Origin of the sequence: Allofustis seminis DSM 15817, assembly GCF_000374325.1 — a bacterium.
In the GTDB taxonomy this organism is placed as follows: Bacteria; Bacillota; Bacilli; order Lactobacillales; family Carnobacteriaceae_A; genus Allofustis; species Allofustis seminis.
On sequence record NZ_KB894081.1, the window covers coordinates 109,764 to 124,012 of the forward strand.

Genomic DNA, 14,249 nt, shown 5'->3' on the forward strand with positions numbered 1-14,249 from the left:
TCGCTTGGAGGTGATAATATGGCAAGAATTCTTGTCATTGATGATGAGCTCGATATGTTAATTCTTATTAAGAATATTTTGCAAAAAGAAAATTATATCGTAGAGATTTGTCAACATCCTTTAGCGTTAGATGAAAATAAGTTAAGCAAATATGACTTGATATTGCTTGATATTATGATGCCAGATATTGATGGTATGAGTTTTTGCAAAAAAAATCCGAAGTAAAGTGGACTGTCCCATCCTTTTTTTAACTGCAAAGGAAATGGAATCGGATATAGTAGAAGGATTATTGTGCGGAGGCGATGATTATATAACAAAGCCTTTTGGTGTGAAGGAATTGTTAGCACGAGTAGCTGCCCATCTAAGGAGAGAACAAAGAGAAAAACACTCTAGCTTGAGTCTTGGAAATATAAGATTCGATTTATCTTCTAATCAAGTGTTCGTGAATGAACAAGAAATAAATTTAACGAAGTCAGAGTATCAAATCTCTGAATTACTTGCAAAAAGAAAAGGGCAAGTTTTTTCGAGGGAACAGATTTATGAATTGGTGTTCGGACTTGATGGAATTGGAGATTCTTCGGCTATTTCAGAGCACATAAAAAATATCAGGGCAAAGTTTAAAAGCGTTGGAGCAACTCCAATTGCTACAGTTTGGGGGATTGGTTATAAATGGGATCAGACCGAAAGGGGAAGTCTCTTAAAATAATCTTTTTTGAATATTTGTTAGGTGTAGGAGCGGGATTAGCGCTTGCTATTTTACTGTCGATGATTATTTTAGATGGTTTTTATAGTGCGGGTGTGATAGTGCCAGCTAACTATACTGAAAATCAGATACTTAAGAATAGATCAAATATTTCGAATGCAGAAAAATTTGATGAATCTCTGATACCAGCCAATACAAACTATGTCTATTTATCAACAGATGGCGAAGTTATTCAGTCTAATATGAATGAAGAGACCCAGCAGAAAGCTGAACAATTTCATAATGGCGAAGATATTTATGTGCCATATTTATCTCTTATAGAAATTAAAAGAATGGACGGCTATGTTATCATTAGTTATCAAGTTGCACCATATTATACAAGTGCTTGGATGGAGAAACATTTTCCCAAAATTGACTTTTTATTTACTATTTTACTAATCTTCTTCTGTGCCATAAGTGTTTTTATCGTAACACTTATTTGGGTTAAACGTATAAAAAGACAATTAGCCCCAATGTTTGATGCATCAAGCAAAATTGCAAAGCAACAATTAGATTTTGAAGTTGGAAATTCTAATATAAAAGAATTCAATGATGTTTTAAATAGCCTTGAAAAGATGAAAAATGCTCTAAGCGATTCATTAAGGGAGAATTGGCTGCAGGAGGAAAATAAAAGAAAGCAAATATCGGCATTAACGCATGACCTAAAAACCCCAATATCAATAGTAAAAGGCAATGCCGAGCTTTTAAAAGATACACATCTTTCGGAAGAACAAAAAACATATGTTGATTTTATATTAAAAAGCGCTAATCGCATTTCGGACTATTCAATCACTTTAATGGATATGAATAAGCTAGATCAGATGAGTGATTTTGAACTTAAAAAAGTTCAAATAATAAAAGTTGTAGAAAAAACAAAAGAACTCGCTAAAGAAATAACATCTATCAATAATCTTATGCTACGTGAAACCATTAATTTTAAAGATGGGAATGTGATGATAGATATAAAATTATTTGAAAGAGTTATCCAAAATATATTAAGCAATGCCATTCAATATGCCCCCGAAAAATCCACTATTGAATTGAGCATCATGACGATGAATAATTATCTTAAAATCGCCATATCTGATCAAGGCCAAGGCTTTTCCAATGAAGATTTAGCTCATGGAACAGAACAATTTTATCAAGGGGATAAAAGCAGACATTCTTCTGTAAGCCATGGACTTGGTTTATATATAGCAAAAGAAATTGTTCATATGCATGATGGAAATATTCAATTAGAAAATAGAAAAGATGGAAATGGTGCAAAAGTTAGCCTGTTATTACCTATAATATAAATCATCATATAACAATTATTGCCAGTGCTAAATGATATATTCTTACAAAGATGAATATGGAGACCATCTATTTGATACCAAGGAAAAGCTGAAAAATATTGAAATTAAAAGGTGCCAATCAATTGTTCCATTTTGGAATAATTGTTGGCACCTCTTTTTTAGATTATTGGGCAATTATTTTGACTGCTAGGAGATTGAGATTATGGGAATGTTGTTAATAAAATATAAAATGGTAAGATAAAGTAATAACTGTGATAATAAAAGCAATCATTTATTATCATAATCTTAAGAAGAAGTAGCAGATATGACAATTTTAACATCATGGCACTTTTTCATGAAATATTGAAAAAGTGTGGAAGATTGTAAGTCCTGTCCAAAACTATGCTTGGAGAAATGATTTGAACAATAAAGACATCATTAATGGGCAAGAATTTATTGAGTATATGAAAGAAGGAGTTGCCACCCATTTTACAATGACTGCTATAAAAGATAGGAATTTGATATGGAAATAGATCTAAAAAGCAATGAAATGAAGCTAAGATGAAATGGGGAAATTATGATGAAAAAACTAAAAGCAACGGGTTATGCTATTTTGGTTGTATATGCAATCTGTATGTATATGATCTGGAAAATTTGTAAGTCTGGGGGAGTGCGCTATTGGCTTGATAGAATGTTCCCTTTTGCAATGCTCTTAATTATTTTATTGATGATTGGATTAGTATTAAGACATAGAGGCTATCATGCAAGCGGCTTTAAATTTCGTTTAGCTTTATTTATTTCTATTACCTTATTATTTGGGGGCATGATAGTACATACTGCAATTCCTTATAATGGGGTGCTTTCTTGGAAGATAGATGACTTATTAAATCATAAGCAAATAACTTTTGTGCAAAATAATATTTATGAAGAGGGTATTGACGGCATACTCGATGATATAAAAGCAAAAATTGCGTTGCCAGATTCGCTTTATGTGGCAGAAGATTTTTATATTGAATTTACAGAAGATGGCACAATTACAAATGTTGAGACCATGCTATATGGAGAAAATGACAAGGGACAGTTGAGAGGATTTTTAATTTCTTTTGACTATAAAAAAGGGAATAAAATCGATGTGTGGATGAATAAAGGTGAAGGTGTAAGCATTGATCCAGATAGATTATTACATCCCTTTTTTACAATTCTCCAATATTCCTCTTTTAAAGAACAGATTCAGCATGGACATTGGATGGCACATGATCAACACTATGGTTTTTTATATTCAGGAAAGGAAACTATAAATACAACAACAGAGCTTTATATAGTGGATAGCACTGGCGCGCATCATTCAGAAGCGATGATGTCTCAATTATCCGAAGGGGGAGCAATAAGTGGATATGAAGCCTCTCTTTATCTATTGAATACCAAAGATATCCCACCTATTAGATATTTAGTAAAGCCACAATTTATATCATCAGAAATACTTGAAAATAAGCATGAGCGTACAATAATTGAAGAGGCAAAGCATTCAAAAAGTTGGATCATAGATGATACGGATAGTACAGTCTATCACTTTATCTCAGATAATAAAGAGATAGGCTACCGACTTGTTGTTATTGATGCGGCTGCTGGTTCAAGATATTATGCATTAGAGAAATCAAGTGATGGCGGCAGTCATTGGGAAATGATTAACCAAAATCCTTTTATGGACGAAACAGGAGTGGCTGAGGGTATCATATTTTTTTTAAATGACTTTGGCTTTATTGGTCTTCAAGGAGCATCTGGACAATATTCTCAAATATATCTTACAAAAGATGGCGGCATGAATTTCAGACAGGTTCAATTACCAATGGATAAGGTAACAGATATACCAACACAAGGAAAAGAAATTGGCCTAACATTAGATGATTATAAATATATGTCCATGCCTCAATATAAGGAAGGTAAATTATTTATTATTGTTACAGCAGGAGTAGATGAGCCTAATGGGATTGAATTTTATTCTGAAGATTCTGGAGAAAGTTGGCATATTTCAAAAAATAGCACTTCATAAAATAATTATTGAAGAGGATAGAATAACTGGCACCTTTTTATTTATAACACTTCAAGGGAGGCTAGCACAATGAAAAAGTTAGAAAAAATGATTCCTTTTATAGCAGCTAATTTTTTTGCTTTTTATATATTACCACTGATTATTAAAGATACAGGTAGTGCGATGTTTATTTTATTGGTGGGAATTCCAATGATAAACTTTATTGCGGCTTTAATTTATGGCATGAAAAATTCATTCAGTTGGTTGTATCCTTTGCTAGTGATGTTGCTTTTTATTCCGACACTATTTATCTTTTACAATGAGAGTGCTTGGATTTATATCGTAGTATATGGCATCATTTCGTTAATAGGAAGTTACTTAGGGAATTTGCGAGAAAGTTTGGTGATTGATATGAATAAAAAATATTTGTTACTCATTTCAAGTTTTATTTACTTTTTATTGTTAATCCTAGCATTTTTTATTGAAGTCCCTAATTTTATGCTAGTTTTAGTAGGTATCGGCGTATATGTTCATATTTCGATGGAGTATATCAAATTGAAAGGCAATAATAATCAATGGGGCAAGATGGCCCTCTCTTTTATATTTAGTGCAGTCATATCTGGCGCATTATTAATCATCCTAAGTGCAATTCAAACTTATATTATAGGTTATGATATAACCAATGCATTAAATGACAAAATTTTTAAACTTTATTGTACTTTAAGCCTATTTGTTGTTAACACTTTATTAGCTAAATATCGACTATTCTAAAATTGAGAATATATTATATAATCCTCACATAAGTGGAGCAGTCGTTTTGGATGACCTAGGGGCAGAAATGGGCGCAATATAGTCCCCATATAAGTGGAGCAGTCCCTACTTGAAATCATACAAAAACTCTATCACTAATAGTCACATTTATTGGAATAGTTCCCATGTAAGTGGGGGTGATCCTGTAATCGGTGAAAAAGCTACCGTAGTTATAAATCCGGACACAGGGAAAGTTGTTACTACTTGGAAGACATCTACTCGTTTAAGAAATAAGTATAAATAAGGGAGTGATTAAGATGTATATAAAGTTAAACACAAAAGATGTTGAGATTTTAAAAAGAGGAAAAATTAATTACTTGCCCGAAAAAGATTATTCAGAAGACGAATCCGATGTATTGGTTGATTCAATTAGAGAAAAACAAATATATTATGCTCAAATAGAAGACACAGAGGCTGCAGAGGATTTTGCTGAAATTGCTGATAAAATTGAGCAATTAATGGATGAAGAATACTAATGATTAAAGAATATCGAATTTTATTTTTACAGAAAGGAGCGTTCATATGGCAAAAGATGATGATGACATGTTAGTATTTAAAATTCTCACCTATCTCTATCGGAAATTAAAAGAAGAGAAATGAGTAACTTCTCTTTCCCAAAAATGGGGGGGTACATATTAAAATATCACAACAAATAACAAATGTTAATGTTTGATTCAATATTGGCTATCTTAGTAGTCCTTATATAAAAGGGAATGATCTTAGAATGTATGAATGAAGCAAAAAAGCGATACCCACCTAAAAGATAAGCGGTTTCGAAGGGGCAGGGAGTCTCAATGGTTTATGTAATTCCTTTTATATTGTGAGGAATATTTTATTACCAAATGAATGGAAAAAAAGACAAAGAATTAAAGAAGAACAAAATGAAAAAGCTATTAAGATTTTAAAGGTAGTTCTGGCACTACTTCACCTAATCTTAACAGCTTTTAAAAAATAAAACCCGAGTGGAAGGTTGACCTTCCCTTCCACTTTATTTTAAAACAAAAAAGGAGTATATGCAATGGATAAAAAAATATGATTATTTGATTATCATTTTACTGACTTTATCTATAATTTTAGACGTTATCCAATTAGTTAGATAATTCCTTTTTATCTGACTTGAATAATGAGGTGATTAAATATGTACGCAGATAGCGAAAAAATCAAATGGCTACTTAAAAATGCAACTCAATATCGTATTGCTAAAGAAACAGGAGTCCCACAACCCACACTTTCTACACTAGCAAACGGGAAGACTAGTATAGAAAATATAAGTTTGGGGAATGCATCTAAACTTACAGAATACGCCGATCGATTGATGGAAGAAAATGATTAAAAAAAGCCATCACATTTAATGGCTTTTCTTTATAAAAATGGTCAAAATTTTATGTAGTTTTTTTCCGGAGTTTTTCCGAAATAAATTTATGATGCATCCACACCTAATTTCTAAAAATACGTGACTGTGGGCTTTGATACATGCTAACATCCATCAATTTAACGCAATAAATCTCCATGTGGGATTTCGTCATAATTTGCTTTATATGTTTTTTGAGCAAATTTATCCCATCCCGAACTAAAAACACATACTGTGTTTTCGTCTTTAAAGGCTTGATGAGTACCGCCTATACCAGCAAATAAATCAGTAAATCGCAAAGAATGTATCCCGTCCATACATAAAAGTCTAGGCTTTTTATTACTTTATAACTATTTTCTCTAACTCGGGCACTAATCAATTCGCTCAAACACCATAGTTGCTTGAATTCTGTCTCCACCCCCGAAACCTTTTGAACCTCCATTGGTAGTAGATATAGTGTGTAGTCGATATCCCTTTTCAGCTTGCTGATTAATTACATTTTCAAGTTGTGTTAAGTTTTTTGAACCGACACCGAAAAATTTTTCTTTTAAAACAACTTGTAATACTATGTATTGTTTCAAAGTTATACTCCTTTCAAAATTAAATGACCACCTTCCCTAAAATACTAAAATCGTCCTCTTCTTTAATGATAATATCTTCGTATTTATCATTCAACGACTGTAAGCGGACATCACCATTTGTTTTAAATTTTTTCATGGTAATACCACCGTTTACTGCAAAAACGCCAAGTTCGCCATTTTCAAGTACAAGTTGTAGTTTGTATTCGATAATATCGCCATCAAAAAAATCGGGTTCCATGGAGTCGCCGTTGACCATGAGGCGGATAGTTTCCAAGCCGATAAAAGGAACGGGTTGTTGTCCGACAAGGGGTTCGTCTGCATCCGTCTGCCCCACCACGTAGTCCGCATAATGTTCTTCAAGCTGTTGTTGCTCCAATTGATGTTCGGCGAAGTGGTAAACTTTTTCTTGGCGGGGTTCAGAAAGACTTTCAGAAACTTCGTTTATTTTTTGAAGTATAGATGGTAGTTCAGTTGTGGCAACTTCACAGAATCATGAACTCCATCTAGAAACACGTCTAGACTCATGTCGAAAGCCCCTGTAGAAGGGAGATTACTTTCTAGTTAAAAGTTTACCATTTTAAAGTACTCCTTTCAATAAAAAATAGAAAGAGGTTGTTTAGTATGAGTAAAAAGAAGTGGTTCGGCACTTGGGTATGGAAAGAACCCATCCAAAACGAACAAAAGAGAATTGATATTAACATTGAAGTGGGAATTATTCCAAGCGTTTTATTTGTTGGAACTGTCATTTATTTAATCTTTAAATTGATTTAAAAGCGTATAATTGCTATCTCAAAAGATAGCTTTTATATTTTGAAAATAAGTTTAATGCAGTAAACGAGGTGAAAAATTTGGAGATATATACATCATATAGAATTAAAAAAATGGAGCCGAAGATTGGATTTGTTGAGTTTAGCGAAGAAGAGGGCAAAGAAAATTTACTAAGACAAACCTATTTAGCGTTAGAGCAAACGAGCCATCCGCAAGTGATGATGAAAACAACTACAGCCCACTCGAATGCTGAAGTTGGCGATAAAGTACGTGTAGTGCGTCCTGACCTAGGGATTGACTATTATACAAGAGTTTTTGAAGTAACTTACGATGTACTGACGAATAGAATAATGGAAATCAAGTTAGGAGAGATCGATTGTTCGAATCTCAAGCTAAAAGAGAGCGGCGCATCCTAAGTGATCCAACGTAGTTCCCGCGTAAGCGGGGGTGATCCTGTGGACACAGTAGTAATTGCAGTTTGCAACTCATAGTTCCTGCGTAAGCGGGAGTGATCCCTTATAAAAAAATAGAAAGCAAAAAAAGCGACACTCACCAAGAAGATAAGTAATCGCTTAGGCTAGGGAGTAACGGTCCCTAGCCTTATTATAGAAAAAATAAGGAGGAATAACAATGGTTTATATAGTTCCCGCATAAGAGGGGGTGATTCTTGTTTTCTTTTCCATTGCCACCACCTTCTATTTATGTTATATTTTAATTAAAGGTAAGGGGACGGGCAGTGATCCCTATACCCAAACGATTATGCTATGTCGCGAATGAGTTTAAAGACTTCTAAAACTAATTTGCGACTTTTTTGTTGCTCAGTCATAATCGCCACCCCTTTTTGCGTAGTTCCCGCGTAAGCGGGAGTGATCCTCACTCCTTTTCATTTTTATTATTTTTTTTCATAACTTTTTCTCGCAGTAAATAAAATTATCCAAGAAATAAGCAAAATAATATTAAATTCAATCATGGCATTTTTTATGGCATGATGATATACTGTAATTAAGAAAGGGGGTTGCCCCCTTGTTTAACTTTCTTTAATTGAGTCAATTTTCATTTTTTTGGTTTTGTAATCGAGAATTATTTTTAAAAAGTGTCTTGACTCATTTATCAATCCTAGTACCAAGATAACGGTTGTGGCCTTTTCTTGTGCTAGGATTTTTATTATATCCATCAAGCCTTTTTCCTCCTTTCTTAACTTTCTAAGTAGTTCCCGCGTAAGCGGGGGTGGGCTTTTTAGCTATTCTATATGATGACAGTCCAGAAGAAAAAAGGAGCTTTTCTATTTCGTCTATGTGAATTGTTTTGTTTTTCATTGCGTTATTTCCTTTCTTATGGTAGTATTAAATAAAGGATAAGGGCGTCAATGACGCCCAAACCGTTTTTGGGGTTAAAGCTTGAAAAGTTTAGCTATTTCTATAATGATGCCCATTATAAAAACAATTAGCTTAATAATTTCAAGCGGTCGCTTTTTTTGTTGGATATCCAAGATAACGGCACCCCCTTTCGTGATTTTCGCGTAAGGGGGTAGCTTTTATTGCCATCTTTATCTCGTCAATAAACAAATGTAGTTCCTACATTAAAAAGAATATAGATAGTGCCAAAGAAGATGGTTATTTTGATTGATTGAGAAAAAAGCTTATCAGCCTGATAAGATAGAGCAACTCATAGATGAAGCACACTAACAATTGTTAGTGTGCTTTTTTATGGAAAAGAAACGGCCATGTGATTCATAGTTTAGAGATACATGAGGTTTAAAAATATATACCACTTAGATAGGACTGCTAGATGATACTGTTAAAAAGTATCTTAAAAAAGTTGAGTTTGTTGCAACAAGTTGGGATTATTAGAAGTAGAAAATGATGAATTAAATCTTGGAGTGGGTGTAACATTATGAGATAGCGAGCAGAATGAATGTAGTGAGAGTTTGTCTATGGATGTGATCATTTCAGTATCCTATTATAGTTGAAATGATCGATATTTTACTATATATTATAAGGACGTAACCGAGTTTAGATGGGTTTTAAAAAAGCGAAATTTCATGCCTTATTTTAGGGTATATTTAATAGAAGGGTAGTCTTTTGCGGTGTCGTGAGATAAAAGTTGCACAAGTGGGATAGCGTTGCTTGATCATGTTGCCTTAGGTCGTGCGACAAATAAGAAACAGGAGCGAAAATATGAATATTATTAATGTGATGAAAGAGAATGCATTGAAGCATCCAGAGCGCATAATATATGAACAAGCGAATGATCTGATCAATCATAATGCAGATAATTTCTTGACATGGGGACAGTTATGGGAATATTCAGGTAAATTAGCAGAATATATAAAAGAGCATACTATGTACCATAATCCAATCATTGTCTTAGGGAATAAGCATCCCTATATGCTCGTCTGTTTTTTGGCATGTATGCGTGCGGGGCATGCCTATTGTCCAGTCGATGTCTCAGTACCAGAAAAACGTGTTCAAGATATCATCGATCAGGTGGATCCAGAGATTATTCTATGTACAGAAGAGTTGGCGCTATATAATGAGCGCATCGTGACATTGTCTTCTATGCAAGAGATTGTGAATCATAACTATGAAATTTCTGATGCACAGTTGCTTGCTGGTGACGAGACAGCTTATATTATCTTCACGTCTGGTAGTACAGGTGTGCCAAAAGGTGTAAAAATTACGCGCAATTGTATTGAGAATTTTGTTGAATGGGCGGAAAGCTTGCTTCCAGCAGATGTGGCGGACAAGGGTTTGCGTTTTCTCAACCAGGCACCTTACTCTTTTGATCTGTCAGTGATGGATACGTATCTTGCGCTATTTACGGGTGGGACTGTTGTGGCACTTGATAAAGAAACGCAAAGTGATATGAAAACTGTGATGACGGCTCTTGCAGCTTCTGATATTGATGTCTGGGTGTCGACTCCGTCCTTTGCGGAAGTGTGCTTGACGGATCGCTCATTTAATAAAGAGACATTGAACCATTTGAAAATGATGCTCTTTTGTGGAGAGGTTCTATCGAATAAGATGGCACGCCGCTTGTTGAGAGTATTGCCAGATGTCGCAATTGTTAATACATATGGACCGACAGAATCTACAGTTGCGATTACGAATGTGACAATTGATGAAACCATTTGTGATCGGAATGAGTCATTACCTGTCGGAGTTCCAAAACCAGGGACAATCATTGAAATACAAGATGAAAATGGAAATGTGCTTCCAGAGAATGAAAAAGGCGAAATTGTAGTAATTGGCGATACGGTCAGCACTGGCTACTGGAAGAATGAAGAAAAAACGCACGCCGTATTCGGCACTAAGCATGTTGATGGCAAGGACGTTAGATTTTATCGAACGGGAGATGCTGGCTATATTAGTGAGGGTAATTTGTATTGTAGTGGGCGCATTGATTTGCAGCTGAAGCTTTATGGCTATAGACTTGAACTTGAAGATATCGAACGCAACCTCATCCAGTTGCCATACATTGCACAAGTGTGTGTCTGCCCAATGGAACGAAATGGCAAGGTGGTCAGTCTGACAGCAGTATTAGTGCTTGCTGAACCGATTGCTGAATCGGACTTAAGAGATAGAATTAGACAGGACTTGGCAGACTTACTTCCAAGCTACATGATTCCTAAAAAATATGTCAGTGTCGATTATTTGCCATTGACTCTTAATGGGAAAATGGATAGAAAGGCCATAAAAGGTATGATTGTATGAGTTTCTTCTCAGGATTTGATTTCTTTGTAGTTCTCATCATTGCGCTGATTCCAGCGATCCTATTAGGGTTGCGGGAAAAATCGTTACGCTTTTATCGTATGTTCTTAACGGGGGCATTTATCTTTCTTATTTATCATAAGTCGCCGCAAGAACTATTATTTCTCTTGAGCTATGCGATTTTAGCGTTATATGTCGTAAAGTTGTATGGTTTTTTAAGAGCGCGCTATGGTCGAAATAAGTATATTTATGGTCATGCGGTTTTAATTGTTTTAATTCCATTGATTATTAGCAAGATTGAGCTTTTCATGGGTCAGAGTTTGTTAGGACCTGATACTACCATATATGGATTCTTAGGATTGTCATACATTTTTTTCCGTGTCGTTCAGACCATTATGGAAATCTATGATGGAGTAATTAAAGACGTGAATGGTTATCAATTTTTAACATTTCTTCTATTTTTCCCATCACTCAGTTCTGGTCCGATTGATCGGAGTCGACGTTTCTTTCAAGATGATGAGAAAATCTATACGAAAGCTGAATATAATGAGCTTTTAGAGCAAGGAATTGTCAAGATTGTGCTTGGTTTGGTGTATAAACTTCCCTTGTCAGGTACCTTTTTGTATATTATGAATACTTACATGCTTAATAAGTTCGATCCCCTTCATGTGATAGGGTATGCTTATTTTTATGGATTTTATATGTTTTTTGATTTTGCGGGATATAGTTTGATGGCGATTGGAACGAGCTACATTCTTGGAATAAAAATGCCAGATAATTTCAATAAACCATTTATCAGTATCGATATGAAAGATTTTTGGAATAGATGGCATATCACACTCTCCCATTGGTTTAGAGATTTTGTTTTTACGCGCTTTATTATTGATTCTGCACGCAAGAGAAGGTTCAATAATCGCTTAACAGCTGCATTAGTCGGTTTGCTATTGAATATGACTTTGATGGGAATTTGGCATGGGCTGGAAGCACATTATATTTTATATGGGGTCTATCATGGCGTACTTTTGGGTATTACTGAATTTTATCAGAAGAAATCGAAGTTTTATAAAATATACAAAGATCATGCGATTTACAAAATTTGTTCGTGGTTTGTGACATTGAATGCTGTAATGCTTGGTTTTCTTATATTCTCAGGCCAGTTCAGTGCAGTGGTTGCAGCATTTACAAAATATTTAGGACAATAAAGGAAGGATGCAATCATGGAAGATAAATTATTAAGTATTTTGGCAGAATTATGTGATGAAGAACAAGTAAAAGATGATTTAGATATGGAACTGATTGACAGCGCCTTGTTAGATTCACTGGCATACGCTGAGTTGTTATTTTTAATTGAAGATGAATTCGGTGTGATCATCTCCCCATCAGATGTTGGTCGAGATGACATGGATACACCAAGAAAAATTATAAACTTAGTAAAAAGTAGAATGGAATAATCAACTATGAGAAAACTTCTCGCACTTGTGTTGGCTACATTATTGTTGGGCATCACGATTGTCGGCCTCAATGCATATTCTACAGATGTTATAACGCGTGAGGATAATGTAGCTAAGGCTTATAAATTGAATACTGATGAGCGGAATAATTCAAAATCGGAATTGAGTATGCTTTTAGACGATAATACGGCCGTTGTGCTCGGTTCGTCAGAATTGAAGCATCCAGATACTGTTGCCTATCCTTCTTATTTGTTTGGTAATAGTGCCTCTGATTTTAAGATGGTATTGTGTGGCAGAAGCTGTATGCAAAGTCTGCACCATGCCATGACAGTAGGAGCATATGCAGATATATTGCCAAAGCATAAAGTCGTCTTGATTTTGTCGCCGCAGTGGTTTTCGCGTTCAGGCGCGAAATCAGAAGCTTATGCTAGTCGCTTTTCCGAAAAAATATATTTGCAGATGATGGAGAATCCATCACTTTCTGATGATTTGAAGCAGCGTGTAACAGAACGATTAGAAACATTATTGTCGGCAGACGAAAAACAACTAGCCCGACTGAACTTATATAAAGAAAAATATCTAGAGCATAATCCAAATCTTTTGAAAATGTGGCAAGTGAATCTTTTTCGATCTTTTATGGACTTTAAAAACAATTACATGTTGGCCGAGCAACTGTCAGCAGAAGCTTCTGCCGATGCTGGCACAGTAAAGGTGGAAGAGCTAGATTTTGATGGATTGCTAAAAGATGCAGAAGTTCAAGGAGCGAAGGAAATCACGAATAATGAATTCGGCATCAAGGATCGCTACTATAATAACCGTATTAAAGATCAGTTCAAAGCATTAAAGGGCTCTAAAAGAAAAGTGAGCTACCTAAAATCGCCAGAGTATGATGATTTTGAGTTATTCATTGATATTTGTAAGGAACTCGATATTGAACCACTTATTGTCAGCATTCCTGTCAATGGCTACTGGTATGACTATACGGAATTTTCAAAACAGGGTCGATTGGATTATTATGAGAAAATTAGAACGCTCTGTGAGGATTATGGGGTGGCACTTGCGGATTTCTCAGATAGGGAATATGAGAAATATTTCTTTGAAGATCCCGTGCATATTGGGTGGAAAGGATGGGTGTATTTCGATGAAGCTGTTTATAACTTCTATCATCAACAAGATTAAAACATCAACTGCATTGAATATTACAGTGTGGACAGGTATTTTTTATTTCTTGGGGCTACTCATTCTCATCTATCTATTAAAAGCAGATCTATCGAGTGCACCAGAATTTGTTTATAATCAGTTTTAGGCGCTATTTAGCTTAGATAGAAAAAGAATTATAATGACTTGTTGGACTATTTTAATGGATATAGTCTAGCAAGTCTTATTTTTGTGCAAAGAAGAAAATGATAGGAATTAAGATGCAATGGTTGAAATGCATGCAGCCTATAAAAACCAATGGCATAGGCATATTGTAACATAGCGATAATGATTATAATATGCTATAATTTTTTATAATAGGACAAAATAAATTTA

Annotated in this window: 15 protein-coding genes and 1 pseudogene; 12 read left to right on the plus strand and 4 right to left on the minus strand. The window is 34.7% G+C overall.

Going from position 1 to position 14,249, the window contains the following annotated elements:
• Nucleotides 1–18 precede the first annotated feature (18 nt).
• From C231_RS07755 to C231_RS0103635, 6 genes and pseudogenes are all read left to right on the plus strand, one after another.
• A pseudogene (locus C231_RS07755) lies at nt 19–706 on the plus strand (response regulator transcription factor).
• Nucleotides 670–2,037 (plus strand): sensor histidine kinase, encoded by a 1,368-nt coding sequence (locus tag C231_RS0103605; RefSeq protein WP_026314336.1) that lies wholly within the window; start codon nt 670–672, stop codon nt 2,035–2,037. Before C231_RS07755 ends, C231_RS0103605 begins: the two are co-directional and overlap by 37 nt.
• 559 nt (nt 2,038–2,596) lie before the next feature.
• Nucleotides 2,597–4,066 (plus strand): WD40/YVTN/BNR-like repeat-containing protein, encoded by a 1,470-nt coding sequence (locus tag C231_RS0103615; protein WP_018659293.1) that lies wholly within the window; start codon nt 2,597–2,599, stop codon nt 4,064–4,066.
• 69 nt (nt 4,067–4,135) lie between these two features.
• Nucleotides 4,136–4,816, plus strand: a complete 681-nt coding sequence (locus C231_RS08680; RefSeq protein ID WP_018659294.1) for a hypothetical protein — start codon at nt 4,136–4,138, stop codon at nt 4,814–4,816.
• A gap of 296 nt (nt 4,817–5,112) precedes the next feature.
• The gene (locus tag C231_RS0103625; RefSeq protein ID WP_018659295.1) at nt 5,113–5,331 is read left to right on the plus strand and encodes a hypothetical protein; all 219 of its coding nucleotides are present in this window, start codon (nt 5,113–5,115) and stop codon (nt 5,329–5,331) included.
• Between the two features lie 662 nt (nt 5,332–5,993).
• Nucleotides 5,994–6,188 carry a helix-turn-helix domain-containing protein gene (locus C231_RS0103635; RefSeq protein WP_018659297.1) on the plus strand — a complete coding sequence of 65 codons (195 nt, stop codon included), beginning with the start codon at nt 5,994–5,996 and terminating at the stop codon, nt 6,186–6,188.
• 158 nt (nt 6,189–6,346) lie between these two features.
• Here the strand turns inward: C231_RS0103635 and C231_RS08405 are convergent, their stop codons facing one another.
• From C231_RS08405 to C231_RS07765, 3 genes are all read right to left on the minus strand, one after another.
• On the minus strand, nt 6,347–6,505 hold the full coding sequence (locus C231_RS08405; protein WP_018659298.1) for a DNA cytosine methyltransferase: 159 nt from the start codon (nt 6,503–6,505) through the stop codon (nt 6,347–6,349).
• A 72-nt stretch (nt 6,506–6,577) separates the two neighbouring features.
• On the minus strand, nt 6,578–6,787 hold the full coding sequence (locus C231_RS0103645; protein ID WP_018659299.1) for a DUF4177 domain-containing protein: 210 nt from the start codon (nt 6,785–6,787) through the stop codon (nt 6,578–6,580).
• 19 nt (nt 6,788–6,806) lie between these two features.
• A complete protein-coding gene (locus C231_RS07765; protein WP_018659300.1) occupies nt 6,807–7,163 on the minus strand; it encodes a S24 family peptidase in 357 nt (118 codons plus the stop codon).
• Nucleotides 7,164–7,408: 245 nt separating this feature from the next.
• Here C231_RS07765 and C231_RS08565 point away from each other — a divergent pair, with 245 nt between their 5' ends.
• The gene (locus tag C231_RS08565; protein ID WP_018659301.1) at nt 7,409–7,558 is read left to right on the plus strand and encodes a hypothetical protein; all 150 of its coding nucleotides are present in this window, start codon (nt 7,409–7,411) and stop codon (nt 7,556–7,558) included.
• Between the two features lie 77 nt (nt 7,559–7,635).
• A complete protein-coding gene (locus tag C231_RS0103660) occupies nt 7,636–7,971 on the plus strand; it encodes a phage tail spike protein (protein WP_018659302.1) in 336 nt (111 codons plus the stop codon).
• 611 nt (nt 7,972–8,582) lie between these two features.
• Here the strand turns inward: C231_RS0103660 and C231_RS08570 are convergent.
• Nucleotides 8,583–8,729, minus strand: a complete 147-nt coding sequence (locus C231_RS08570) for a hypothetical protein (protein ID WP_018659303.1) — start codon at nt 8,727–8,729, stop codon at nt 8,583–8,585.
• A 1,003-nt stretch (nt 8,730–9,732) separates the two neighbouring features.
• On the opposite strand from C231_RS08570, the gene dltA reads away from it, so the two are divergent.
• From dltA to dltD, 4 genes are read left to right on the plus strand one after another with little or no spacing between them, the layout of a single operon-like run.
• On the plus strand, nt 9,733–11,268 hold the full coding sequence (gene dltA, locus C231_RS0103680; RefSeq protein WP_018659306.1) for a D-alanine--poly(phosphoribitol) ligase subunit DltA: 1,536 nt from the start codon (nt 9,733–9,735) through the stop codon (nt 11,266–11,268).
• Nucleotides 11,265–12,467 (plus strand): D-alanyl-lipoteichoic acid biosynthesis protein DltB, encoded by a 1,203-nt coding sequence (gene dltB, locus C231_RS0103685; RefSeq protein WP_018659307.1) that lies wholly within the window; start codon nt 11,265–11,267, stop codon nt 12,465–12,467. Before dltA ends, dltB begins: the two co-directional genes overlap by 4 nt.
• 15 nt (nt 12,468–12,482) lie before the next feature.
• Entirely contained in the window at nt 12,483–12,716 is a 234-nt protein-coding gene (gene dltC / locus C231_RS0103690; protein WP_018659308.1) for a D-alanine--poly(phosphoribitol) ligase subunit 2, read from the plus strand.
• A gap of 6 nt (nt 12,717–12,722) precedes the next feature.
• On the plus strand, nt 12,723–13,895 hold the full coding sequence (gene dltD / locus C231_RS0103695) for a D-alanyl-lipoteichoic acid biosynthesis protein DltD (RefSeq protein WP_018659309.1): 1,173 nt from the start codon (nt 12,723–12,725) through the stop codon (nt 13,893–13,895).
• The last annotated feature ends 354 nt before the right edge of the window (nt 13,896–14,249 follow it).